Below are 22,313 nucleotides of genomic sequence, written 5' to 3'. Positions count from 1 at the left end.
CTCCCTTGAAGGCCTGAAATCCCTATAGCTGGCCACGTGCGGTCGCATTGCGGCGGAACGGGGGCACGAGGTCTCACGATATAAGACATGGTTTCTTGGGCGTTGACCCGGCGCGCTGTGATTCACGTTAACCCGGACCCAACGATGCTCGCATTCGAGACAAACTGGACAGGTTTCCCTAACCAAATCGCAGTTTGCCGGTCCATATCCTGCGAGCTCGATACGACGGCGCAAGGCGATGGACAAGTTTGCAACGGCCCACAACTCTCCTCAAGAGAGGCGGAGGGTTCGTGCGGCTCAATATCTTCGAATGTCCACCGATCAACAAACCTACTCGCTCGAGAACCAGAAGGATGCAATCCGCAGTTACGCGGATGTCATGGAGTACGACATCGTTGCCACATACGAAGATCCCGGCCGAAGCGGGCTCAACATAGAAGGGCGGCCCGGCCTGCAGAAGCTACTGTTCGATGTTGAAAACGGGCTCGCCAATTTCGAAACGATCGTCGTCTACGACGTGAGCCGATGGGGCCGATTTCAAAACATCGATGAAAGCGCCTCTTATGAATATCGCTGCCAGATGGCAGGCATACGCATCGAGTTCTGCGCAGAGCAATTTGCGAACGATGGCAGCGTAGGTTCTGACGTGCTTAAGGTTATCAAACGAAGCATGGCCGCCGAGGCAAGCCGCATGCTCTCGCAGAAGGTCTTTCTTGGCCAGAGTCGGATAGTCAAGCTGGGTTTCCGGGGAGGCGGATACGCAGGATATGGCTTTCGACGCATGCTGATAGATGAAGTGGGCAAGCCCAAGGCCATCCTAAAGCCCAGGGAATGGAAGAGCCTGTCAACGGACCGGGTTATTCTCGTGCCTGGACCGGCAGATGAGATTGCTATTGTCCGCTGGATTTTCAACCAATTCGTGAACAGGGGCAAAACTGAGTTCCAGATCGCGAATGCGCTGAACGAGCGCGGCGTTCCCGCGGAATTGAATCGCACCTGGACGACTAGTTCCGTGCGCAACCTCCTCACCAATGAAAAATACATCGGCAACAATGTTTGGAACAAAACTTGTACCACGCTTCATAGCAAGCGGAGACCTAACCCCCCGAGTGCGTGGGTCCGCGGTGAAAATGTGAATGAGCCGCTCGTCAGCCGCGAGCTGTTCCGCCGCGCGCAAGCCATTGTGGCCGAGCAAAAAAACGGTGCTGTGCGCATCAGCAACGAGCAGTTGCTGATCAATCTTGCCAAGCTTCTTGAAAAACGAGGCTGGCTATCGGGCTCAATCATCAATTCCGCGCCCGGCCGCTCGACGAAGAGCCTGTACATCCATCGCTTCGGAACCCTCCAGGCTGCCTACAAGCTGATCGGTTTTGACGCCTCGCTGAACTTCCGGTATTTCGACCAAAACACTCGACTTCATCAGCGCCGGCTGGAGATCATCGGCGAACTTGTAGCGGCAATCGAAAAGATGGGCGGAGAGGCCCATTACGACACTAAGGCCGCGCTTGTGCGGGTCAACGGGGAGTTCACTGTCGCGCTATGGACCGCGCGCTACCGAGCCACGAGCTACGGCTATCCTCGTTGGCCAGTTAGGAGGCGGCGCCAGGCCGTCTCCGACATCACGATATTGGTCAGGATGAAGCCCGACAATGTCACGGTGCGCGACTTCCTGATCGCGCCGACAGCCGACTTAAGACGGGCGCCGGCCATGATGAGAGCAAACAGCGGCATGCGCTTCGATCCCTTTCTTTTCCAGTCATTGTCGCCGGTGGTGGTGATGGCAAGGCGGATGCCGATCGAGCCAAGTCTAGCGGCATGACCCAAACCGCAGTCCAGCGCATCCTACAGACCAGCCGCCATGCAATTCATCTGACCGAGGGCTTGCAGGAGCCGCAGAAGCCTCTTCACCCCTATTTGCTGCGCAGGACCTACAAGCGTCATTGCGAGCGCATGCGGCGCTTCATCCGCGAGACGAACGCGACGCGTCAGCGCATAGAAGTCATTGTTGAAGCTCTTCGCCAGTTGATGGCGGTCGATATGTTCAGAGCCGTGCTGAAGGCGGAAGGCTTGGTAAACATGCCGGCAGAGCTGGCCGAAAGAATCTCGGGCGGCCAGGGGTTCAGCGCCGAGAAAAAGCCGGATCAAACCGTGATGCCAGGCGAAACGCTGGTCGCCGGGATCTGCCCTGACGCTGTCGAGCTTCTGGAGGATTTCGGTGTTCACCCGAAAATCTTTGGTTTGCTGAAGAAGGGGACGCCGAGCCGACAGGTCGAAGCGGCGAAACTCATGGTCGCATTGGACAGGGTGACGTTCATCAGCGCCAGAGTCATCATCGCGCTCACGCCCCAGTCGAAGCTCGCGGATCCTTCAATTCCCAGGAAACAGTTCTTCGGCATTGACGCCGATACGTTCGAGGGGATGGAAATCGAGTTCGCCGCTTTAAGCCGCGAGTTCTTGGATGCCAACGAGTGCCTCGGTATCTGGAGTCTGGAGCTTGTTGCGGCCCGAGGGTACATCCATCGACTTATGGATAATCTCAAGGTGGTGCGCTATCTCGCCGGGAACCATCCGAGCCAGTTTGAGACGTTTCACCGGTTGTGGAGCCCGGATTTTGAGGGGCCGGCAGGAGTGTAGATCAAACAGGATCGCCCTGCTCCGTTCGATGCGAATGTGCCGACCAGCGACTGAAGGTCGTCGGCGTCTTCGTTGACGTACCGAAAAAAGACATTCCGCTTGCGTGCCCCAAATCGGCCGCTCATCGTCTTGCGATGAAAGTCGGCAATGAGGCGCATTGCCGCCCGGCAGCGTTGGGGCTGACAGCGAACAAGCACTTTCCAGATGGGGGTGCAAGAAACGGTCCCTCGCCATGCGACGGCGATGACGGACGCGACATCGAGGACAGGACCAGCGCCGGCGGCTTCTTGCAGCGCGAGCTCGACCAGTTTGTGTGTGACGGGCATCGCCGGCGCCTTCGGCCAGGATGTCAGCAAGGACGTCATGGACGTCGCATCGCTGCGAGGAACGCGCGTGCGTAAATGAACCGCTCCCTTGCCATCTCACAGAGACAAGCCCAGAATCTCATCGGCGCTAATGTCGGAGACGTAGTTCTCCGAACTCCGCCATTTGCCATGCGGGAGCCAGCGAAAGTTTGACTACAAATGTTCTCCCGAAGCCTTGGTTCTTCGGATGAGCACAACAAATTGGAGGGATAGGACTCGTGTTGATCAAGATAAGGGGGATCCACAAGGTCAAGCGGCGCCTGGCAGATGGTTCGGTCAGGGTCTATTACTACGCTTGGCGTGGCGGCCCGCAAATGAGGCAAAAACCTCATACCGAGGCATTCGCCGCCGAGCACGCACGATTGAGGGAAGAAGAGAAGGCTGCGACCAGAAAGGTCGACACGATCGAGACCTTGATCGAGTATTTCACCGGGCCAGAGCGTGCTCGCAATCCCGATTTCCTAGCGCTTGCCGAAACTAGCCAAGCGGCCCACCTCTATGCCTTCAAACTAATCCAGAAGGAGTGGCCCAGTCTGCCGGTCAAGCTGACACAGGGGAAGGGTATGAAGGCCGAAATCAGGCAGTGGCATCGCAGCTTCTCTGCCAATCCACGTAAGGCGGACAAACTTCTTTTTTCCCTCTCAAAGGTGTTTTCTTACGCGATCGCCGACGAGTTGATCGACAAAAACCCCTGCACCGGCATCACCCGGCTCTACGAGGGATCCAGAAAAGAGTTCCTTTGGTCAGCCGAACAGATAGCAATCGTGCGCGAGAAATTGGAGTTGCATCTGCTCTTGCCCTTCGAGATTGCGCTCGCCACCGGCCAACGTCAGGGCGATATCCTGGCCATGACCTCGAAGCAGTGGGATGGCAAATATCTGATGTTCCAGCAGTCGAAGACAGGGAAGAAGCTTAAGGTGCTGGCTAATGCCCGCCTCAAGGCTCTGCTGGATCCACTACCCAAGGACAAGATGAGGGTCTGCCTCAACTCTCGCAGACGTCCGTGGACCAAGGATGGTTTCAAGACGTCATGGCGCAAGGCAATGAGTTCCGAAGCGATCAAGATCGCAGGCGTCACCTATCACGATCTGCGCGGCACGTTCATCTGCGAGAGAGCTAGGGAAAACTCCAGCATCGAGGACATTGCGCGCATATCAGGGCACTCGATGGCCGAGATCAAATCAGTCCTCGAAAAGCACTATCTGGCTACCGATCAGGGCCTCTCAGACGCGGTTATTGACCGCATGGAAAAGAACCTCTGAGGAACAAAACTGTAAAATGATCTGTAAAATGACCTAAAATCAGCTATCGCAAGAAAGCGTAACCTTTTGAAATTATTGGCGATCCCGACAGGATTCGAACCTGTGACCATCGGCTTAGAAGGCCGGTGCTCTATCCAGCTGAGCTACGGGACCGCTGGCCGGCCGGCGGGCCGGCTGGATATTCTGGCGCCGGGCGCCGTTCAATGCGTCCAGGGCGTCCTGCGGTCATAGCGGAAATTCTCCGCATAGGAAATCTGGCGGCGCTTGGTCTCTTTCGGCTCTTCGACGCGGAAAGCGAGCCCTTGCTTTTCGGCGTAGGCCACCGCCTCTTCCCGCGTGTCGAAGCTAAGCCTGATCTGGCTTCTCATGTCTGCCGACGTCGTATAGCCCATCAGCGGATCGATCTTCTTGCGCGTCTCGGGATCGAATTCCAGCACCCAGTGGCCGGTCTTGGCCTTGCCGGACTGCATCGCGGTTTTGGCTGGGCTGAAAATGCGCGCGGACATGGCCACCTCGTTCTTGTGCAAGGCAGCATCGCCACCCTTCGCCCGTCATTACTGCGCAATGCGCACGGCGGCAAGGTTTTTGCTCTCGCGGGTTTTTGCACTTGCCATGCACCACCGAAATGAATAGGCAACAGACCGTTCGGAGTGTAGCGCAGCCTGGTAGCGCATCTGGTTTGGGACCAGAGGGTCGGGAGTTCGAATCTCTCCACTCCGACCATCCCCTCACAGCCCAATGCCCGGCGCAGCCATATGGTCACTTGCTCCGGCTCCGGTCGTGCATCCGGCAGCCGCGGGCCGGTTCGGCAACAGGGGGTTCAGATGCTTGGAATCGATGCCTGGGTGTCGCTTTTCGGACCGGCCTACTTTGCCTATGCCGGCATCACCGTTCCGTTCATGGTGACGTGGGCAATTGCCTGCGCCGCGCTGGCGATGTGGAACAACCGTGAAAGCCGCAGACAGGCGAGGCAGGCCCCAGGCGCTGTCGTCTCCCGCTCCTGGCGTATCAGTATCGGAATGTTTGTGCTGGTCGCCGCCGGCTATATCGCCGCTCACTCTGCCGTCTACCTCGCGGTCCGTCATTTCGCCAGAATGTGGCTCTGACACTGGCCTCTCAGGCTAAATCTCGAATTCGCCCTGCCCTTCGTCCATGGCGTTGACGGTTTCGGCTGCCAGCGCCCTGGTGATCGGGGTCTTGCGTTCGAGCGCGGTCCGGTCGAGCCGCTCAACCACGCGCATCGCTGTCGCCAGCGAGCGCTCGATACGGCGGACCAGATACTGCACGACATGCGGTTCGACCTCGATCTGACGGTCGGCGAAGAGTTTTGTGATGACGCCGGCGAGCAGGAGATCGTCGGGCTCATGAATTTCCACTGTCGCCGCCGCTTTCAGCCGTGAGGCGAGATCAGGCAGCGTGACGCCCCAGGCGGACGGGAAGCGGCGCGCCGTCAGGAGCAGCGTCGACCCGGCACCACGCACCGCATTGATCAGATGGAACAGGCCCTGTTCATCGACCGCGCCGGTATCGACATCGTCGATCAGTGCCGGCCGCGCGCCGAGATTGGCAATGCTGTCGCCGATGCGCCTGGCGTCGACCGCAACCGCATCGGCACGCGCGCGCCAGATCGAGGCCAGATGCGTCTTGCCCGAACCCGCGGGACCGGCCAGCACCACCACCGGCGATGGCCAGTCCGGCCAGCGGTCGACCAGCGCCACCGCCTGGTTGTTGGTGCCGGAGACGACGAGTTCGTCGCGCGAATAGCCGGTGCCATGGCCGAGATCGAGCGGCAACTGGCGTGGCGGGTCGGTTGGCTGGGCAGTCACTTCAGCGACGCGGTTGCGTGCGGTGGCCGCCGCCGCGATCGGCTGGAAGCTGCGGCACAGGTGCCGCGCCGCGGCCCTTGTAGAGCGGCGATTCGAGATAGCGGGCAATGGCGAACCGCACCAGCACGGCGACGGCCGCAGAAGCCGGCACCGCGATCAACAAGCCGACGAAGCCGAACAGCGCACCGAAGGCAAAAAGCGAAAACATCAGCCATACCGGGTGCAGGCCGACGCTTTTGCCGACCAGCCGCGGCTGCAGGATGTTGCCCTCGATGAACTGACCGATGAAGAACACGACCGCGACGGCGACGATCATCGTCCAGTCCGGCCAGAACTGGACGAAGGCGACGCCGACGGCCAGCACCAGCCCGGTCAGCGAGCCGACATAAGGGATGAAGGAAATCAGCCCGGCGAACAGGCCGATGAGGATGCCGAAATTCAGCCCGGTCAGCGTCAGCCCGGTGGCATACATGGCGCCCAGCACCAGGCACAGCGTGCCTTGGCCGCGCACGAAGCCGGCGGTTGCGGTGTTGATGTCACGCGCGATGGCGCGCACGGTCGCGACGTTGTCGCGCGGCACCCAACCGTCGATGACCGCCACCATGCGGTCCCAGTCGAGCAGCATGTAGAAGGCGACCACCGGCGTCACCACGAACAGGCTTACCACCGAGACCAGCGCCATGCCGGAACTCCACAGCGAGGTGAAGACGGTGGTGATCAGGCCGAAGCCCGAGGTCAGCAGCGAATTCAGCCCGTCGCGCAAGCTATTGGCGTTGACGCCGAACTTCTGTTCCAGCCATTTCGGATCGAACGAGGTGATCAGGCTTTGCAGCCGGGTCAGATATTCCGGCAATTTGCCGGCGAAATCGGCCATCTGCGTGGCCAGAACCGGAATGAGGATGACAAAGGCCAGCACCAGCACGATGAGGAAGGTGATGAGGATGACCACCGTCGCCATGAAACGGGACAGGCCGAGCCGCTGCAGCCGGTCGGCAACGGGATCGAGGAAATAGGCAAGCACCATGCCGGCGACGAAGGGCAGCAGGATGGCGCTGAAAACATAGAGGAAAAGCGCCAGCAGCGCGGCACCGGCCAGCCAGAAGAAGATCTGGCGGCGAAAGGTCGCGGACGCGGCGGTGTCGGCGGCCGCGGCCTCGATCGCTGCCGCTTCTGTCTCAGATGTCCGGAGTGGAGCCTTCGCCATAGCCGCTCATGTGCCTCAGCCAAGTCACGAGATAGGCTGCGGCCGAAGCCACGGTCAAGACCCCGGACAGCAATATGAGAACTGACCTCAGCGGGTCGAGGTGAACGGCAAGGGCAAGTTCTCCCAGCACAAGCGCGGCCAGCACGATCTGGATCGCGGTGTTGGCCTTCGACACGAACAACGGTTTCATCTCGACCGGATGGGTCATGACGGCGGACAACACCACCGCGCAGACGATCAACGCGTCGCGCGACACCATGATGACGACAAGCCACAGCGGCAATTGCCCGATGAAGCTCATGACAACGAACACCGAAACCAGCAGCAGCTTGTCGGCCACCGGGTCGAGATACGCGCCGAGCGTGGACTGCTGGTTGAAACGGCGGGCGATGAACCCGTCGACGCCGTCGGAAATGCCGGCGACGAGGAACCCGGCAAAAGCCCAGTCCCAGCGCGCCTGCAGCATCGCCAGCACCACCGCCGGCACCAGGATAAGGCGCAGGATGGTGATCAGGTTGGGGATGGTCAAATGCTTGGCACCTCCTCTTGGTCGGAGATAGATGATGAAGATAGCAGGTGGCAACAAGAGAGAAGCTGCCGATCTCCCGCACGGGAGAGCGGCTTTCAGCTTGGCTTTCGCCAATCACGAGCGCCTATATGCGCGCCCTGTCCACGGTTTTATGGGCCGAAATGGCCGTTATCCTTGCGGACAGAAACCGTTCATGCGAAGAGCCCGCGACAAGGAAAATTGTTGAACGGGCACCAGAAATGAGCAAGCGCGACGTGAACAAGCGCAAGAACGGGCTCACCTATGCCGCGGCCGGTGTCGATATCGATGCCGGCAATCTCATGGTCGAGAAGATCAAGCCGCTGGTGCGCGCGACGCGCCGGCCGGGCGCCGATGGTGAGATCGGCGGTTTCGGAGGCCTGTTCGACCTCAAGGCCGCGGGCTTTACCGACCCGGTGCTGGTGGCGGCCAATGACGGCGTCGGCACCAAGCTCAAGATCGCCATCGATGCCGGCAAGCACGACACAATCGGCATCGACCTCGTCGCCATGTGCGTCAACGACATCGTCGTGCAAGGTGCCGAACCGCTGTTCTTCCTCGACTATTTCGCCACCGGCAAGCTCGATCCCGACCAGGGTGCCGCGATCGTCGGCGGCATTGCCGAGGGCTGCCGCCAGGCCGGCTGCGCGCTGATCGGCGGCGAGACGGCCGAGATGCCCGGCATGTATCACGGCAATGATTACGACCTGGCCGGCTTTGCGGTGGGCGCCGCCGAACGCGGCCAATTGCTGCCCACCGACGATATTGTCGAAGGCGACGTGCTGCTGGGCCTGGCTTCCTCTGGCTTGCACTCGAACGGATATTCGCTGGTGCGCCGCATCGTCGCCGTCAGCGGTCTGTCGTGGAGCGATCCGGCGCCGTTCAACGACGAGGCCACGCTGGCCGAGGCGCTGCTCGAGCCGACCCGCATCTACGTCAAGTCGATTCTCAAGGCGATCCGCAACACGCATGGTATCAAGGCGCTCGCCCACATCACCGGCGGCGGCTTCCCGGAAAACATCCCGCGCGTGCTGCCCAAGGATTTTTCGGCCGAACTCGACCTCGAAGCGATCGACGTTCCTGCCGTGTTTTCGTGGCTGGCCAAGACCGGCGGCGTGGCGCCGGAAGAGATGATGCGCACTTTCAATTGCGGCATCGGCATGATTCTGGCCGTCGCATCCGGCCAGGCAGCACAGGTCGCCGCCGTGCTGCAGGAGGCCGGCGAGACGGTGACGCCGATCGGCCGCATCGTGCCGCGCCGCGACGCCGGGGTCATCTATCGGGGCTCGATCGGCCTATGAGCGCGCAGAGGAAACGCACCGTTGTCCTGATCTCGGGACGCGGCTCCAACATGACCGCGCTGATTGCCGCGGCCAGCGACCCGGCGTTCCCGGCCGAGATCGTCGGTGTCATTTCCGACAAGGCGGATGCCGCCGGGCTCGGCATCGCCAGGGCGCGCGGCATCGCCACGCAGGTCGTCTCGCGTGCCGACCATGGCAGCAAGCAGGCGCATGACGCGGCAATAGACGCGGCGCTCGCGGCCTTCAACGCCGAGATCGTGGCGCTGGCCGGCTATATGCGCATCCTCACCCCCGGCTTCGTCCAGAGATGGCAGGGCCGCATGATCAACATCCACCCTGCCCTGCTGCCGGCGTTCAAGGGGCTCGACACCCATGTGCGCGCACTGGCCGCCGGCATCCGCATCCATGGCTGCACCGTGCACTTCGTCACCTCCGAGATGGACGACGGTCCGATCATCGCACAGGCGGCCGTACCGGTGATGGTCGGCGACACCGCCGATACATTGGCAGCCCGCGTGCTGAAGACCGAACACCGGCTCTATCCGCTGGCGCTGGGACTGGTTGCCGAAGGCAAGGCGCGCATGGAGGCCGGCCGCACCGTGCTTGCCCACTTTGCCGACGATGCCGACAACGGCACCTCGGTGGTGATGGCCCCGGATCCGCTGCGCGAGGAAGCCGACCTCGAGCATCTGGCGCGCATCACGCCTTGAACCTAGATCGGGAATGACAACGGCACTTAGCCTGGAACCGCCAAATCAGACTCGGTGCCAGGCCGAAACGGACCGGCTGCGCAGAGCTTGGCTGGAAGGATTGGAAAGCGGCCCGTTAGATCCCTTCGACATTGAAGCGATCAAACAAAAGGCCCGCACTCGTCTGACCAGTCTCCCTGGTCCTGACCGACATCGATGAGACAACTACTCCTCCTCCGTCACGCCAAATCGAGCTGGGACGACCCTGATCTCGATGATTTCGACCGGCCTTTGGCCGAACGCGGGGTTAAGGCGGCGTGCTTGATGGGACGCGAGCTTGCGGCGCGCGGCTGGCTGCCGGACCTGGCGCTGGTGTCGCCGGCACTGCGCACCCGCGACACCTGGCGGCTTGTGGCGGCGGAGCTGCCCGTGCCACCCCGGATCGCATTCAAGGCGCTGTACGATGCTTCAGCGGCGGACATTCTGAGCCAGATTGGTCAAACCGACGCTTCAAGCGGCAGCTTGCTGGTAATTGGCCACAATCCGGGCCTGGAACATTTGGCCAGACAGCTTGCCGGGCCGGGGTCAGACGCCAAGGCGCTCAAGAGACTTGAGGAGAAATTCCCGACGGCAGCCCTGGCCCGGGTGGTCTTCGAAGGCGATTGGTCCGTCGTGTCCCCCGCCCGGTTGACACATTGCCTGCGGCCGAAGGACCTTGGCTAGCGTCCATGGCAGGTGCGGCAGGCCAAGCCCACCGCACGCCCGCTTGAGCCGTCAGTTTCCCCAGTTGCCCTGGCCGGATTCCGGCTGGACCGAATCGGGCCTCAGCGTGAGGTCGCGGTGCTTGACCAGCCTGTGGGTCGAAGCCGTGTAACTGTGGTCGACATTGACCGCGCGCGAGGTGACGGCCGGCTGATTGACATTGTCCGAACCATAGTTGTCGCTGCCGGCATAAGCGGTGCCAGTGGCAACGAGGATGGCGGCGGCGGTAAGAGCGATCCTGGTCATTTTATTTACTCCGGTATTCCTGTTCCTGTCCGTCTAGTGGCGTGCCCTTGGGAGGAATTTCGCGTCGCTCGGACAGCCTCGATCTGGGTTTTTCGTGCGCCGACTTCCAATCACGAAGACGTTCCCTCACGCGCGAAATCCGGACCTCGAACGTGGGCCAAGGTGTTGAGCTCACCCTGTTTTATCAATTGATCTCAAACGCTTATAAGGGGGATACCTGACGCACGGTGCGGCGGTTCGTCGAGCCAGCGCTCGCCATCCGTTCACGATTCGTCAACATAAATTGAACCAGTTGGTTCGATTACGATCGGCGCCCGACACTGGCGCCGTCGGCCGAAGTCCTGCTCATGCACAAAAAACAAGAGCGGCGGGCAAAGCCCACCGCTCTTTGTGGTCGCAGACTTCAGAAAATCAACGACCCCAGATGCCCTGGCCCGACTGAGCCGGCACGTTGGCATTGGCATCACCCTGCGTCTTCACGGACTTCGGGATCGAGCCGGTGTGCGTGGTGTCGATGTTGGACACGGACTGGTTCGCAACCGGCTGGTTGGCATTGTAAGAGCCGTAATTGTCGCTGCCGGCAAAAGCGGTGCCCGTGGCAACGAGGATGGCGGCGGCGGTGAGTGCGATCTTGGTCATTTTATTTACTCCTGAATTCAAGATTGGGTTGATAGCGGCAGTCGCGATTAGCGACCGAAGAGATTGCGGTCAGCGCCCTGCGAAGCGGGGGCCTGGACGGTCTGCGTCGACTTCGAGACCGAAGCGGTGACTGAATGGTCGACAGTGACGGCAGGCTGATTGGCGTTGGCCGAGCCATAGTTGTCGCTGCCGGCAAAAGCAGTGCCCGTGGCGACGAGGATGGCGGCGGCGGTAAGAGCGATCTTGGTCATTTTATTTACTCCTGAATTCAAGATTGGGTTGATATCGGCAGTCGCGATTAGCGGCCGAAGAGATTGCGGTCAGCGCCCTGCGAAGCGGGGGCCTGGACGGTCTGTGTCACCTTCGAGGTCGAAGCGGTGACCGAATGGTCGACAGTGACGGCAGGCTGATTGGCGTTGGCCGAGCCATAGTTGTCGCTGCCGGCAAAAGCAGTGCTCGTGGCAACGAGGATGGCGGCGGCGGTAAGAGCGATCTTGGTCATTTTATTTACTCCAGTATTTCTTTGTTCTGTCCGTCTAGGGGCGTGCCCTTGGGAGGAATTTCGCGTCACTCGGACCACCCCGAGATGGGCTTGCCCTGCCGCGGATTCCAATCACGAAGATGTTCCCCCGCGGCTCGAATTCGGACCTTGAAATTTGGCACAGGGCCTCGGTGGTCATAATTTTACTGTTCGAAATCAAATCGTTAGTGAGATTCTTCTCCCACCATACGAGGCCGACAACCAAGCCAGCGTTCACCATCTGCTATACAGTCCGTCAACAGAAATCGAACCGAACGGTTCGGTTTGAAGAGACCTGACCCCTCCAGCATTCTTTTTTACGGTGCGGAGGCGGACGAGATATGGGTGCGTACGTCCAACCGGGACGACAAACCGGCCGCTACAGGCCGGTCATACCCAGCACGTCGCGCATGTCATATTCGCCGGGCGGACGTCCAGCCACCCAGAGTGCGGCGGCGATCGCGCCGCGGGCGAACATGATGCGGTCGCCGGCTGCATGCGACAAGGTCAAGGTCTCGCCCTCGGCGCAGAAGCTGACGCTGTGTTCGCCGACGATGCTGCCGCCACGCAGCACCGCAAAGCCGATCTCGCCGGTCGGCCGCGAGCCGATGACGCCATCGCGTACACGCCTTGCGACCGTGTCCAGATCGATGCCGCGTCCGCCGGCTGCGGCATGCCCCAGCATCAACGCCGTTCCCGATGGCGCATCGACCTTGTGGCGATGATGCGCCTCGACAATCTCCACGTCCCAGTCATCGGGATCGAGTGCCCGCGCGGCCTGCTCGACCAGTCCGATCAACATGTTGAGCCCGAGCGAAAAGCTGCCGGAGCGCACGATGGCAATTGTTTTCGCGGCGTCGGCGATCGCAGCCGAATCATCAGCATCGAAGCCCGTTGAGCCGATGACCAGGGCCGGCCCGCCGCGTTCGGCGCAAATGCTGGCCAGATCAGCCGAGGCAGCCGGCGTGGTGAAGTCGATGACCACGTCGGCCACGGCAAGCGCCTCGTCGCGGCTCACCAGCCCTTCGCCGATACTGCCCGGCCGGTGGAAGCGGGCGGCGAGCGCCAGCCGCGCGTCGCCCTGCACGGCCGCCGCCATCTCGCGGCCCATGCGGCCCAGCGCACCCGCGATGGCGACCCTGACCGGTGGTTTCGACATGGCGCTATCCCGCGGCTATTTATTTCCACATGCCGCGCATGCGCGCGCCGATGTCGACGCGCACCTCCGGCCGGGCCGCCCTGCCCTGTGCCACCTGTGCGCTCGGCCATGACACCTGCTGGAACGCCGCCAGGATCGAAGCCGGGATGAAGCGGGTGCGCGAGGCATAGAGATGGCGGTCGCCGCGCGCCGCCTGGCCGTGCGGAAAGAAGCGTTGCGGCATGACCAGGTTGAGATTGTCCTTAGCCCGCGTCATCGCCACGTAGAGCAGCCGGCGCTCCTCCTCGATGTCTTCCTTGGTGCCGACGCCGAGATCGGCCGGGATACAGCCGTCGACCGTGTTGAGCACGAAGACGTTCTTCCATTCCTGGCCCTTGGCCGAATGGATGGTCGACAGGATCAGATAGTCCTCGTCGCGATGCGGCGGCCCGGCCTGGTCACTGGTGGCGTCGGGCGGATCGAGCGTCAATTCTGTCAGGAAGCGTTCGCGCGAAGCATAGCCCGAACCGATCTGCTCAAGTTGCAAGAGATCGGCGCGCCGCGTCGTCGCATCTTCGTGGATGCGCTCCAGATGCGGCTCATACCACAGCCTGATCTGTTCGAGGTCGGCAGGCCATTTGGCGCCGGCGCGCAGGCCGGAATAGAGCGAGACGAAGCCCGGCCAGTCATCCGCCGCGCGTTGCGGCGGACGCCAGCCGGCCAGCCCCATGGCCTCGTCCAGCGCCGTCGTCATGGTCTCGACGATCTGCGCGGCAGCCGAAGGGCCGATGCCCGGCATCAATTGCAGCACGCGGAAGCCGGCGACGCGGTCGCGCGGGTTCTCGGCGAAGCGCAGCACCGCCAGCACGTCCTTGACATGGGCTGCATCGAGGAATTTCAGCCCGCCGAACTTGACGAAGGGAATGTTGCGCCGCGTCAGCTCGATCTCCAGCGGGCCGCTGTGGTGCGAGGCGCGAAACAGCACCGCCTGCGATTTCAGTGCCGTGCCGGCCTCGCGCTCGGCCAGGATGGTATCGCAGACGAAATTGGCCTGCTCGACCTCGTCGCGCACGCTCACCAGTTTTGGCCTGTCGGTCGACTTGCGCTCCGACCACAGGTTTTTGGTGAAGCGCTCCGAGGCTTCGCCGATCACCGCATTGGCGGCCGCCAGGATGGTTTCGGTGGAGCGGTAATTGCGCTCCAGCATCACGACGTCGGCGGCTTGCGCGAACTGGTTGGGGAAGTCGAGGATGTTGCGCACCTCGGCGGCACGGAACGAATAGATCGACTGTGCATCGTCGCCCACCACCGTCAGCCCGGCGCCGTCGGGTTTCAGTGCCATCAGGATCGAAGCCTGCAAGCGGTTGGTGTCCTGGTATTCATCGACCAGCACATGGTCGAAACGCCCGCCCAGATGCGCTGCTATCTCGGGCTCCGCCGCCATCTGCGCCCAGTAGAGCAGCAAATCGTCGTAATCGAGCACGTTCTGTGCCTGCTTGGCCTCGACATAACCGGCGAACAGTTCTTTCAGTTGCTCCGCCCAGCCGGCGCACCAGGGAAAGGCAGAACCCAATACCTCGTTGAGCGGCGCCTGTGCGTTGACGGCGCGCGAATAGATGGCAAGGCAGGTTCCCTTGGTGGGGAAGCGCGCTTCCGTCTTCGAGAAGCCGAGTTCGTGGCGGACCAGGTTCATCAGGTCGGCGGAATCCTCGCGATCATGGATGGTGAAGGCAGGGTCGAGGCCGATCTCCAGCGCATAGTCGCGAAGCAGCCGCGCGCCGATGCCGTGAAAGGTTCCCGCCCAGGTCAGCGCATCGGTGAGGACAGCTGCATCGCGGCCGAGCACTTCGCCGGCGATACGCTCGACGCGCCTGGCCATTTCGGACGCGGCGCGGCGCGAGAAAGTCATCAGCAGGATGCGGCGCGGGTCGGCCCCCTTGACGACCAAATGGGCGACGCGGTGAGCCAGCGTGTTGGTCTTGCCCGAACCCGCGCCGGCAATGACCAGCAGCGGACCGGCTATTTGGCCGTCGCCGTGCTCGACTGCCTGGCGCTGGGCATCGTTGAGCCGGGCGAGATAGGCAGGCTGGACGGTCGGGTCCCGAAAGGTCGAATCAGCAGTGGCGAGGTTCATCGCCCATCAAGCATCGTTTCTGCTTTGTTCGCAACGTCGATGCGAGGCTGGCCTCGTGCTCGACAGGCCGAAGCGTGACGTCCGTGTCTTTAGCGTTGCGGATCGACACCCATGTCGGCCGACTGCCGCCGCAAGGTCTCGCGATCATATTGCGACGGCGGCAACAGCAGCGGGTCGACCGTATCGGGCACGTTTTCGACCATCTTCCTGGCGATACGATAGGTGACATAGGCGAAGGCGCCGACGACGAGCAGACGGAACATGGTGCAACACTCCTTTGGAGCAGAACCAACCGGGGAAACCGCCTTTGGTTCCCTTGCCAATCGTCCACGCGCGCAGTCGAAGATGGAGGACGGCTATGGGTTTCGCCAGCGCTTTCCCGATGCATTCTCGGGGCACCGGAGGCGGAACTTGGCGTTTGCGGGGCTCGTGTCCTGCCGCATGCCGCTGTGGCGTCCCGGACAGGCTTTTGGGGAAGAAGGCCGGCGCCGCTTGGGAGGAGGAATGAAGCGCCGGCCAAGCGGATAATGAGGTCCGCCGCACAGGTAAGGCTAGCTGAGTCTTTCCCCTGCGTCATTGGGGGAATATCTTTGTTAAAAACGTACCGATGCGCACGGCCCCTATCGGTCGCCGATCCGTCACAAGCTTGTCTTGACCATCATCCCCGCAATCTCAATAAACTCCGGAGCTGGTTGGCAATAGCGGTGGTGTTTGGGCTAGCGGCGAGCGCGGCCTGGGGATCAAAACTCGATCATCTTCCTGCCTCGCCACCCAGCCTTTGCCTGACCACGGCGACATGGAAATTCGTGCCGAACAACAGCCCCTCATCGTTGAAGTCGTAGCTGGAATTGTGCAACGGCGCGGAAGCCTCGCCATTGCCGAGGAAGACGAAGCAACCCGGCACATGGTCGAGGAAGCGGGCGAAATCCTCGGAGGCGGTCATCGGCTCGCGGGCGACGGCGATGTTGCCGGGTTCGAAGACGTGCCTTGCGGCGGCAAATGCCGCATCGACCAGTTCGGCATCGTTGCGCAGCGGCACGAACTCCCTGCTGTACTTGACCTCGGCGGTGACATTGTAGGCGACGGCGATGCCCTCGGCGATGATGCGCATTTGCCGCTCGATCTCGGCGCTGACCTCGGGCCGGAAGCTGCGCGCATCGCCGAGGATGCGGGCAAGGCCGGGCAGAGCGTTGCGGGTGCCGTCGGTGATCAGCTCGGTCACCGAAACCACCGATATGTCGGCCGGGCTCAGCCGGCGCGAGACGATGGTCTGCAGATTGGTGACCAGCGCGCAGGCGGCGACCAGCGTCTCGTTGCCCGCATGCGGTCGCGCGGCATGACCGCCGAGCCCTTTAAGCACGATCTCGAAGATATCCTCGGCCGACATTATGGGGCCGGCACGGGTCTCGAAATGCCCGATCGGCAGGCCGGGCATGTTGTGCAGGCCGAAGATCTCGTCGAAGGGAAAGCGCTGCATCAGCCCATCGTCGAGCATGGCGAGCGCGCCCCTGCCCCATTCCTCGGCTGGCTGGAAGACGAAGCGCACGGTGCCGTCGAAACCGCCCTCACCTGCCAGCAGCTTTGCCGCGCCGAGCAGCATGGTTGTGTGGCCGTCATGGCCGCAGGCATGCATGATGCCAGGGTTGCAGGAACGGTAGGATGCGTCCGACTGCTCTGATATGCGCAACGCATCCATGTCGGCCCTGAGCGCAATCGCCCGGTTGCCGCTGCCGCGCTTCAGCGTGCCGACGACGCCGGTGCCGCCGACGCCTTCGCTGACGTCGTCGAGGCCGAACTCACGCAGTTTGGCGGCGACGAAGGCTGCGGTGCGCTTCTCCTCGAAGCCGAATTCGGGGTGCGCGTGCAAATCGCGCCGCCAGAAAATCATCTCGCGCATCAGCGCGTCGCGATCGAGTTCAGACATTTTTCGCCCTGTTACTTCACAAGTTGCGCGGCCACATCAAGCAGGATGTTGGCACCGGCAACAAGCTCGGCGTCATCGGTGTGCTCGCGCGGACTGTGGCTGATGCCGCCGGTGCTCGGCACGAAGATCATCGCTGCCGGTGCGATGCGCGCCAGCATCTGTGCATCGTGGCCGGCGCCGGACGTCATGCGCCGGACGCCGAGGCCACGGTTCTTCGCGGCGGCCTCGATCAGCTCGACGATGCGAAGGTCGAAGATCACCGGCTCGAAGCGGGCCAGCTGCTCGACCGAGATCGTCACGTTCCCATCGGTGGCAAGCTGCTCGAGATAGGCGGCAAGCGCCGCCTCCTCCGCCTGCAGGCGCTGTTCGTCGGGATCGCGCAGATCGATGGTGAAGACGGCGCGCGAGGGAATGACGTTGATGGCATTCGGTTCGAAGCGGATCGTACCCACGGTCGCCACCGTCGGCGCGTTCGAGGCTTTGGTCCGGTCGAGCAGGAAGGTGATGGTCCGGGCGGCGGCATGGCCGGCATCGTTGCGCATCGACATCGGCGTGGTGCCGGCATGATTGGCGACGCCGTCTATGGTGATACGCTGCCAGGAGATGCCTTGCAGATTCTCCACCGCGCCGATCGGCACGCTTTCACGCTCCAGCACCGGCCCCTGTTCGATATGCAGTTCGAGATAAGCATGCGGTTTGAGGAACCCAGGTTCCCGGTCGCCGGCATAGCCGATGCGGGCGAGCTCCTGGCCCAGCACGCTGCCGTCGGTGCCGACAGCCGCCAGCACCGTTTCGGCATCGATGCCGCCGGCATGGACCAGCGAGCCCATCATGTCGGGAGTGTAGCGCACGCCCTCTTCATTGGTGAAAGCGGCGACCGCGACCGGACGCGACGGCGAAAAGCCTGATCCCTTGAGCGTCTCGATCACCTCCAGCCCGGCAAGCACGCCATAACAGCCGTCATAGATGCCCGCATCGATGACAGTGTCGATGTGCGAGCCGATGAGCAGCGGCGCCTGCTCCCTGTTGTCCGGGCTTTGCCAGATGCCGAAAATATTGCCGACCCGGTCGATGGCGACATCGAGCCCCACCTGCCGCAGCCAGCCGACGAAGAGATCGCGGCCCTGCTTGTCGGTGTCGGAGGCGGCCAGCCGGATCAGCCTGCCCTCGCCGTCGCGACCGACGGCACCGAGTTCGCGGATACGGCCAAGCAGGCGCTGTGCATCGATCGCGGTCATGCCGTTGCCTCGGCTTTCATCTTGCCTTCCAGCACATCGGCCGGGCTCATGCCAACCAGCTCGGCATAGCGATGCGGGTCGGTGGCACCTTCGGTGTTGATCACCAGCACCCGCGATTTGCCGTCCAGTCCAAGCTCGGTCGGGTTGTCGGCCATCGCCCGGATCAGCCCGGCAAGACCAACACCGCCGCTTTCGCCGGCGACGATCGCCGGATCGCCGGCGGCCGGCCGTGCCAGCCGCCGCATCACCGCGACGGCGTCGGCCTCATCCACCGTCATGAAGGCATCGGCGGCGCGCGCCAACACCCGCCAGGCGACGGGCGACGCCTCGTAGCATTCAAGCATGGCCATCACCGTCGGCTGGCCGTGCGCGACTTTGACCGGGTGCCCAATCTGGGCGGCTGCAAAAACACAGCCGGCACGCGCCGGCTCGACCACGATGAAGGTCGGCCTGGCGTCACCGAGCACGATGGCCAGATGGCCGGCCAGCGCGGCGGCAATGCCACCGACACCGGCCTGCACGAAGACGTGGGTTGGCGTCCGAGAGAGCTGGCGCAAGGCTTCGCGCACGATCGCCGTATAGCCCTGCATGACCAGGCCAGGAATCCGTTCATAACCGGGCCACGAGGTGTCGGACACAACGGTCCAGCCCTTCTCGGCCGAAACCTGGGCAGCTTGCCTGACCGAATCATCATAGTTGCCGTCAACGCGGATCATCTCGGCGCCATAACGGGCGATCGCGGCGATGCGCTCCTCGCTGACGCCGGCGTGGACGAAGATCGCCGCCCGCGCACCGAGGAGTTGCGCGCCTTGCGCGACGGAGCGGCCATGGTTGCCGTCGGTCGCACAGGCAAATGTCATCGCCGCGGCGACGGCCCGCACATCAGAGCGATCGAGATCGGCCACGTCGACAGGGCGACCAAGCCGGCTGCCTGCCTCCTCCAGCACCAGCCGGAAGACGGCATAGGCGCCGCCAAGCGCCTTGAAGCTGCCGAGGCCGAGGCGAAAGCCCTCATCCTTGATGTGGACGGCGCCAAGTCCGAATTCGGCGGCGAGCGCCGGCAGCGCATGCAGCGGCGTCATCAGGTGATTGTCGCGATGGCTGAGAAAACGCTCGACCGTGTCGGCGCCGGCCACGCCAAGAGTTTCGGCATCGGTTGGATCGAGTGGCAGGCGATGCAAAGCATTGCGGTTGAGCAGGAACACTGGCAGGCCTCCTTGGCATTCAGCGAGAATATATTGCAGGATCGGCGCAAGGAGCGCTGTAATATGGCCTCCCGAATGCAAATTTGTTTCGTCAGGAATATCTCATTGCCTGCAATCCCGCCCTCGCTCGACAGTTTCGATCTCGCCATCCTTGCCATCCTGCAGCGCGACAACACGACGCCGCAGCGGCTGATCGGCGAAGCTGTGAACCTGTCGGCGCCGGCGGTGCAGCGCCGCATCAAGCGCATGGAACAGACCGGCGTCATCGCCGGCAATGTCGCGGTGATCGAGCCGGCGGCGGTCGGCCAGCCGATCACCATCTTCGTCGAGGTGGAACTCGAGAGCGAACGCGCCGAACTGATCGACGCGGCTAAGCGGCAATTCTCGGCGACCCCTGAAATCCAGCAATGCTACTATGTCACCGGCGAGGCCGATTTCATCCTGGTCATCACCGTGGCCGACATGGGCGCTTATGAAGCGCTGACGCGAAAACTGTTCTTCGACAGCAACAATGTCCGCAAGTTCCGCACGTTTGTTGCGATGGACAGGGTCAAGGTCGGGTTGACGGTGCCCTTGCCCGGCTGAGCGTTGCAGGCATGGCAGGCTCCGGCTGCCATGCTTTTGCCATTCTCCGGAAGCGAATTTGTCGGGGGAGGCGCGCTTGGACGACACCACACCAGTTGCGATTATCGGTGCCGGGCCGGCGGGCCTGGCCATTGCCGCGTGCCTGCGGCAGGCAGGGCAGGATTTCGTCCTGCTCGAAAAAGAGGAGCAGGCCGCACCCGCGTGGCGACGCCACTATGAGCGCGTCCATTTGCACACGACCAAACGCTATTCGTCGCTGCCCTTCGTGCCCTTTCCCAGGGAGTATCCGCGCTATGTGCCGCGCGATCTGTTCGCTTCATATCTCGATGCCTACGCGCAACGCTTCGATCTGCGGCCCAGATTTGGAGAAACGGTGCGGGCGATCAGCCGGCGAGGCAGAAGCTGGCTCGTGGACACGACAACCGGCCCCCTGCACGCTTCAAACGTGGTGATCGCGTCGGGCAACAACGCGGAGCCGCTGATGCCCGGATTTGCCGGCGCCGATGCCTTCAGGGGCAAAAGGCTGCATAGCGCCGACTATCTCAACGCCATGCCTTTTGCCGGCCAGTCGGTTCTGATCGTCGGCATGGGCAACACCGGCGCCGAGATTGCGCTCGATCTGGTGGAAGGCGGTGCGCGACCGACGATTTCGGTGCGCGGCGGCGTCCATATCGTGCCGCGCGAGCTGCTCGGCGTGCCCATCCAGATGATCGGCATGGCGGCTCGCCTGATGCCGCAACGCATAAACGATGCCTTGTTCCCTATCATTCTCGATCTGGCGTTGGGCAGGCTGGGGAAATATGGGCTGAAGCGGCCGCGGCAAGGAATGCTGCAGCAGATCGCGCTCTCGTCGCGCATCCCGACGATCGATATCGGTACGGTCGGCAAGATCCGCGAAGGCGCGATCAAGGTCACACCCGATATTGCCGAGATCACCGAACAAGGCACCCGTTTTGTCGATGGCAAGCATGGCGCGTTCGATGCGATCATCTTCGCCACCGGTTTCCGGCCGGGCTATGCCAGATTGCTGGAGCCCGGCGTCCAGCCAGGCGGTAGCGGCGTCAATGCGAGGGCTTCGGACCTCGGTCTTTATCTGATTGGGTTTCACAATCCGGTCACCGGATTGCTGCGCGAAATCTCGATCGAGGCAGAGCAGATCGCCGACGACATCAGCCTCCGACGAGACCGAAACAAGGCGGCTGAAATCCTGCCGGTTTGATCTGCGGTCTGCCTATCCCAGCGCAGTCGTCAGCATCATGCTGGCAATCTCCTTCGTCAGCTTGGCGGCGACAAGCGCCATCGTGTTTTAGAGATCCTGGTTTGGGGCGGGGGCGGCCCTAGCTGGAGCCGGATTTACGGTCGAATGGGAAAAACGCCAGCCACGGCCGGAAGAGCCAGAATATTGGGTGATGGTGGTGAGATGACGCAAAGCCCGCTAAAGGGTGTTGCAAAGCTCTGGTACAAAATCGTAGCTTTAAATTGGGAGTTTATGCGAAACCTCTTATTTGGTAAAAGAGAGCAAGCGGCGCTTCATGAAATCTCCCAGATATAGCAATTTCCTAAGAATTTTAGTCCTCCCTAGAATGGTTGGGGATTTTAAATATGAGACATTAGAAAAAGATCTATTCTTTAAAATTTCTGATTCGAATGAAAAACACGGCAACCTGGTAAGCAGTGTGCTTTTAGACAAAGTTAACAAGAAATTCTGGATTGAAGCTGGAGTATACAGAAACATAACAACATTTAAGGCACAGTTTATTGAAGGCAAAAATGGTAATTTTATACGTGGCTCATTTACTAATAGTGGGACATTGATATCATACCCTATTTTAATTTTAGCCTTTTTTGGATGGGTATATTTCTTAGTAACCAATGAAAATGGGGCCGATATGTTTTTCTACCTCATATTTTTTGCGGTTTTCCACCTAATAATTTCGATTTCATTCAACAACCAAATAAAAAATATTCTAATATTTCTTGAAAATGAACTTCACGTGCATCCATCCCAAAGCGAAATTATTTCGAATCCCTCCTAACTTCCGCGATACATAGCCCCCGCTGAAATCTCAACAATATTAACGTCGCAGCTATGCA

At 61.6% G+C, this 22,313-nt stretch carries 24 protein-coding genes and 2 tRNA genes; 11 read left to right on the top strand and 15 right to left on the bottom strand.

Features of this window, described 5'->3' with window-relative positions:
* Positions 1-238 precede the first annotated feature (238 nt).
* From NKH06_RS21880 to NKH06_RS21870, 3 genes are all read left to right on the top strand, one after another.
* A complete protein-coding gene (locus tag NKH06_RS21880; protein ID WP_352893933.1) occupies positions 239-1,819 on the top strand; it encodes a recombinase family protein in 1,581 nt (526 codons plus the stop codon).
* Positions 1,816-2,634, top strand: a complete 819-nt coding sequence (locus NKH06_RS21875; protein WP_352893932.1) for a plasmid partitioning protein RepB C-terminal domain-containing protein — start codon at positions 1,816-1,818, stop codon at positions 2,632-2,634. Before NKH06_RS21880 ends, NKH06_RS21875 begins: the two co-directional genes overlap by 4 nt.
* Positions 2,635-3,217: 583 nt before the next feature.
* The gene (locus NKH06_RS21870) at positions 3,218-4,261 is read left to right on the top strand and encodes a tyrosine-type recombinase/integrase (protein WP_352893931.1); all 1,044 of its coding nucleotides are present in this window, start codon (positions 3,218-3,220) and stop codon (positions 4,259-4,261) included.
* A 76-nt stretch (positions 4,262-4,337) separates the two neighbouring features.
* Here NKH06_RS21870 and NKH06_RS21865 read toward each other — a convergent pair.
* A tRNA-Arg gene (locus NKH06_RS21865) sits at positions 4,338-4,414 on the bottom strand.
* Positions 4,415-4,461: 47 nt separating this feature from the next.
* Positions 4,462-4,767, bottom strand: a complete 306-nt coding sequence (locus NKH06_RS21860) for an ETC complex I subunit (RefSeq protein WP_023812590.1) — start codon at positions 4,765-4,767, stop codon at positions 4,462-4,464.
* Positions 4,768-4,907: 140 nt separating this feature from the next.
* Here NKH06_RS21860 and NKH06_RS21855 point away from each other — a divergent pair.
* Both NKH06_RS21855 and NKH06_RS21850 read left to right on the top strand, forming a co-directional pair.
* A tRNA-Pro gene (locus tag NKH06_RS21855) sits at positions 4,908-4,984 on the top strand.
* A 101-nt stretch (positions 4,985-5,085) separates the two neighbouring features.
* Positions 5,086-5,367, top strand: coding sequence for a hypothetical protein (locus tag NKH06_RS21850; RefSeq protein WP_023812591.1), 282 nt, complete (start codon positions 5,086-5,088; stop codon positions 5,365-5,367).
* Between the two features lie 15 nt (positions 5,368-5,382).
* On the opposite strand, the gene hdaA is transcribed toward NKH06_RS21850, so the two are convergent.
* From hdaA to NKH06_RS21835, 3 genes are read right to left on the bottom strand one after another with little or no spacing between them, the layout of a single operon-like run.
* Entirely contained in the window at positions 5,383-6,087 is a 705-nt protein-coding gene (gene hdaA / locus NKH06_RS21845; RefSeq protein WP_023812592.1) for a DnaA regulatory inactivator HdaA, read from the bottom strand.
* Between the two features lies 1 nt (position 6,088).
* The gene (locus NKH06_RS21840; RefSeq protein WP_352723385.1) at positions 6,089-7,291 is read right to left on the bottom strand and encodes an AI-2E family transporter; all 1,203 of its coding nucleotides are present in this window, start codon (positions 7,289-7,291) and stop codon (positions 6,089-6,091) included.
* Positions 7,263-7,820 carry a CDP-alcohol phosphatidyltransferase family protein gene (locus tag NKH06_RS21835; protein ID WP_023812594.1) on the bottom strand — a complete coding sequence of 186 codons (558 nt, stop codon included), beginning with the start codon at positions 7,818-7,820 and terminating at the stop codon, positions 7,263-7,265. Before NKH06_RS21835 ends, NKH06_RS21840 begins: the two co-directional genes overlap by 29 nt.
* A 239-nt stretch (positions 7,821-8,059) precedes the next feature.
* Between NKH06_RS21835 and purM the strand changes: the two genes are divergently transcribed.
* The 3 genes from purM to NKH06_RS21820 all read left to right on the top strand — a co-directional run bounded on the left by purM (position 8,060) and on the right by NKH06_RS21820 (position 10,551).
* Positions 8,060-9,139: a phosphoribosylformylglycinamidine cyclo-ligase gene (gene purM, locus NKH06_RS21830; protein WP_023812595.1), complete on the top strand. Its 1,080-nt coding sequence runs from the start codon at positions 8,060-8,062 to the stop codon at positions 9,137-9,139.
* Positions 9,136-9,849, top strand: coding sequence for a phosphoribosylglycinamide formyltransferase (purN, locus tag NKH06_RS21825; RefSeq protein ID WP_023812596.1), 714 nt, complete (start codon positions 9,136-9,138; stop codon positions 9,847-9,849). Before purM ends, purN begins: the two co-directional genes overlap by 4 nt.
* A 195-nt stretch (positions 9,850-10,044) precedes the next feature.
* Positions 10,045-10,551: a SixA phosphatase family protein gene (locus tag NKH06_RS21820; RefSeq protein WP_023812597.1), complete on the top strand. Its 507-nt coding sequence runs from the start codon at positions 10,045-10,047 to the stop codon at positions 10,549-10,551.
* Positions 10,552-10,602: 51 nt separating this feature from the next.
* On the opposite strand, the gene NKH06_RS21815 is transcribed toward NKH06_RS21820, so the two are convergent.
* From NKH06_RS21815 to NKH06_RS21770, 10 genes are all read right to left on the bottom strand, one after another.
* The gene (locus NKH06_RS21815) at positions 10,603-10,836 is read right to left on the bottom strand and encodes a DUF680 domain-containing protein (RefSeq protein WP_023812598.1); all 234 of its coding nucleotides are present in this window, start codon (positions 10,834-10,836) and stop codon (positions 10,603-10,605) included.
* A gap of 411 nt (positions 10,837-11,247) precedes the next feature.
* Positions 11,248-11,475, bottom strand: coding sequence for a DUF680 domain-containing protein (locus tag NKH06_RS21810; protein WP_023812599.1), 228 nt, complete (start codon positions 11,473-11,475; stop codon positions 11,248-11,250).
* 47 nt (positions 11,476-11,522) lie between these two features.
* Positions 11,523-11,726, bottom strand: coding sequence for a DUF680 domain-containing protein (locus NKH06_RS21805; RefSeq protein WP_128305364.1), 204 nt, complete (start codon positions 11,724-11,726; stop codon positions 11,523-11,525).
* 47 nt (positions 11,727-11,773) lie between these two features.
* Positions 11,774-11,977, bottom strand: coding sequence for a DUF680 domain-containing protein (locus NKH06_RS21800; protein ID WP_128305363.1), 204 nt, complete (start codon positions 11,975-11,977; stop codon positions 11,774-11,776).
* A gap of 397 nt (positions 11,978-12,374) precedes the next feature.
* Positions 12,375-13,154: a 4-hydroxy-tetrahydrodipicolinate reductase gene (dapB, locus tag NKH06_RS21795; RefSeq protein WP_352723352.1), complete on the bottom strand. Its 780-nt coding sequence runs from the start codon at positions 13,152-13,154 to the stop codon at positions 12,375-12,377.
* Between the two features lie 19 nt (positions 13,155-13,173).
* Entirely contained in the window at positions 13,174-15,267 is a 2,094-nt protein-coding gene (locus tag NKH06_RS21790) for an ATP-dependent helicase (protein ID WP_352893928.1), read from the bottom strand.
* 89 nt (positions 15,268-15,356) lie between these two features.
* Positions 15,357-15,530 carry a hypothetical protein gene (locus NKH06_RS21785; protein WP_023812604.1) on the bottom strand — a complete coding sequence of 58 codons (174 nt, stop codon included), beginning with the start codon at positions 15,528-15,530 and terminating at the stop codon, positions 15,357-15,359.
* A 488-nt stretch (positions 15,531-16,018) separates the two neighbouring features.
* Positions 16,019-17,191, bottom strand: coding sequence for a M20 aminoacylase family protein (locus NKH06_RS21780; RefSeq protein WP_352893926.1), 1,173 nt, complete (start codon positions 17,189-17,191; stop codon positions 16,019-16,021).
* 11 nt (positions 17,192-17,202) lie between these two features.
* Positions 17,203-18,429 (bottom strand): Zn-dependent hydrolase, encoded by a 1,227-nt coding sequence (locus tag NKH06_RS21775; RefSeq protein ID WP_352773935.1) that lies wholly within the window; start codon positions 18,427-18,429, stop codon positions 17,203-17,205.
* Positions 18,426-19,634 (bottom strand): diaminopropionate ammonia-lyase, encoded by a 1,209-nt coding sequence (locus NKH06_RS21770; protein ID WP_023812607.1) that lies wholly within the window; start codon positions 19,632-19,634, stop codon positions 18,426-18,428. The genes NKH06_RS21775 and NKH06_RS21770 overlap by 4 nt, the downstream gene beginning before the upstream one ends.
* Before the next feature lie 75 nt (positions 19,635-19,709).
* Between NKH06_RS21770 and NKH06_RS21765 the strand changes: the two genes are divergently transcribed.
* The 3 genes from NKH06_RS21765 to NKH06_RS21755 all read left to right on the top strand — a co-directional run bounded on the left by NKH06_RS21765 (position 19,710) and on the right by NKH06_RS21755 (position 22,255).
* Positions 19,710-20,219 carry an Lrp/AsnC family transcriptional regulator gene (locus tag NKH06_RS21765; RefSeq protein ID WP_196815338.1) on the top strand — a complete coding sequence of 170 codons (510 nt, stop codon included), beginning with the start codon at positions 19,710-19,712 and terminating at the stop codon, positions 20,217-20,219.
* A gap of 76 nt (positions 20,220-20,295) precedes the next feature.
* Positions 20,296-21,438 (top strand): flavin-containing monooxygenase, encoded by a 1,143-nt coding sequence (locus tag NKH06_RS21760; protein ID WP_023812609.1) that lies wholly within the window; start codon positions 20,296-20,298, stop codon positions 21,436-21,438.
* 313 nt (positions 21,439-21,751) lie between these two features.
* The gene (locus NKH06_RS21755) at positions 21,752-22,255 is read left to right on the top strand and encodes a hypothetical protein (protein ID WP_128305355.1); all 504 of its coding nucleotides are present in this window, start codon (positions 21,752-21,754) and stop codon (positions 22,253-22,255) included.
* Positions 22,256-22,313 lie beyond the last annotated feature (58 nt).

Origin of the sequence: Mesorhizobium sp. M1342 (genome assembly GCF_040317955.1) — a bacterium.
Lineage (GTDB): Bacteria > Pseudomonadota > Alphaproteobacteria > Rhizobiales > Rhizobiaceae > Mesorhizobium.
The sequence above is the reverse complement of the archived record's forward strand: the minus strand, read 5'-3'. Positions and strand labels throughout refer to the sequence as shown.

Excerpts from the sequence above, each read along its gene's own strand:
- NKH06_RS21775 (WP_352773935.1), bottom strand. The coding sequence starts at position 18,429 with ATGACCGCGATCGATGCACAGCGCCTGCTTGGCCGTATCCGCGAACTC.
- NKH06_RS21815 (WP_023812598.1), bottom strand. The coding sequence starts at position 10,836 with ATGACCAGGATCGCTCTTACCGCCGCCGCCATCCTCGTTGCCACTGGC.
- NKH06_RS21810 (WP_023812599.1), bottom strand. The coding sequence starts at position 11,475 with ATGACCAAGATCGCACTCACCGCCGCCGCCATCCTCGTTGCCACGGGC.
- purN (WP_023812596.1), top strand. The coding sequence starts at position 9,136 with ATGAGCGCGCAGAGGAAACGCACCGTTGTCCTGATCTCGGGACGCGGC.
- NKH06_RS21800 (WP_128305363.1), bottom strand. The coding sequence starts at position 11,977 with ATGACCAAGATCGCTCTTACCGCCGCCGCCATCCTCGTTGCCACGAGC.
- purM (WP_023812595.1), top strand. The coding sequence starts at position 8,060 with ATGAGCAAGCGCGACGTGAACAAGCGCAAGAACGGGCTCACCTATGCC.
- NKH06_RS21785 (WP_023812604.1), bottom strand. The coding sequence starts at position 15,530 with ATGTTCCGTCTGCTCGTCGTCGGCGCCTTCGCCTATGTCACCTATCGT.
- NKH06_RS21840 (WP_352723385.1), bottom strand. The coding sequence starts at position 7,291 with ATGGCGAAGGCTCCACTCCGGACATCTGAGACAGAAGCGGCAGCGATC.
- dapB (WP_352723352.1), bottom strand. The coding sequence starts at position 13,154 with ATGTCGAAACCACCGGTCAGGGTCGCCATCGCGGGTGCGCTGGGCCGC.
- NKH06_RS21875 (WP_352893932.1), top strand. The coding sequence starts at position 1,816 with ATGACCCAAACCGCAGTCCAGCGCATCCTACAGACCAGCCGCCATGCA.
- NKH06_RS21880 (WP_352893933.1), top strand. The coding sequence starts at position 239 with ATGGACAAGTTTGCAACGGCCCACAACTCTCCTCAAGAGAGGCGGAGG.
- NKH06_RS21805 (WP_128305364.1), bottom strand. The coding sequence starts at position 11,726 with ATGACCAAGATCGCTCTTACCGCCGCCGCCATCCTCGTCGCCACGGGC.
- NKH06_RS21790 (WP_352893928.1), bottom strand. The coding sequence starts at position 15,267 with ATGAACCTCGCCACTGCTGATTCGACCTTTCGGGACCCGACCGTCCAG.
- NKH06_RS21850 (WP_023812591.1), top strand. The coding sequence starts at position 5,086 with ATGCTTGGAATCGATGCCTGGGTGTCGCTTTTCGGACCGGCCTACTTT.
- NKH06_RS21765 (WP_196815338.1), top strand. The coding sequence starts at position 19,710 with ATGCAAATTTGTTTCGTCAGGAATATCTCATTGCCTGCAATCCCGCCC.
- NKH06_RS21860 (WP_023812590.1), bottom strand. The coding sequence starts at position 4,767 with ATGTCCGCGCGCATTTTCAGCCCAGCCAAAACCGCGATGCAGTCCGGC.
- NKH06_RS21755 (WP_128305355.1), top strand. The coding sequence starts at position 21,752 with ATGAAATCTCCCAGATATAGCAATTTCCTAAGAATTTTAGTCCTCCCT.
- NKH06_RS21820 (WP_023812597.1), top strand. The coding sequence starts at position 10,045 with ATGAGACAACTACTCCTCCTCCGTCACGCCAAATCGAGCTGGGACGAC.
- NKH06_RS21780 (WP_352893926.1), bottom strand. The coding sequence starts at position 17,191 with ATGTCTGAACTCGATCGCGACGCGCTGATGCGCGAGATGATTTTCTGG.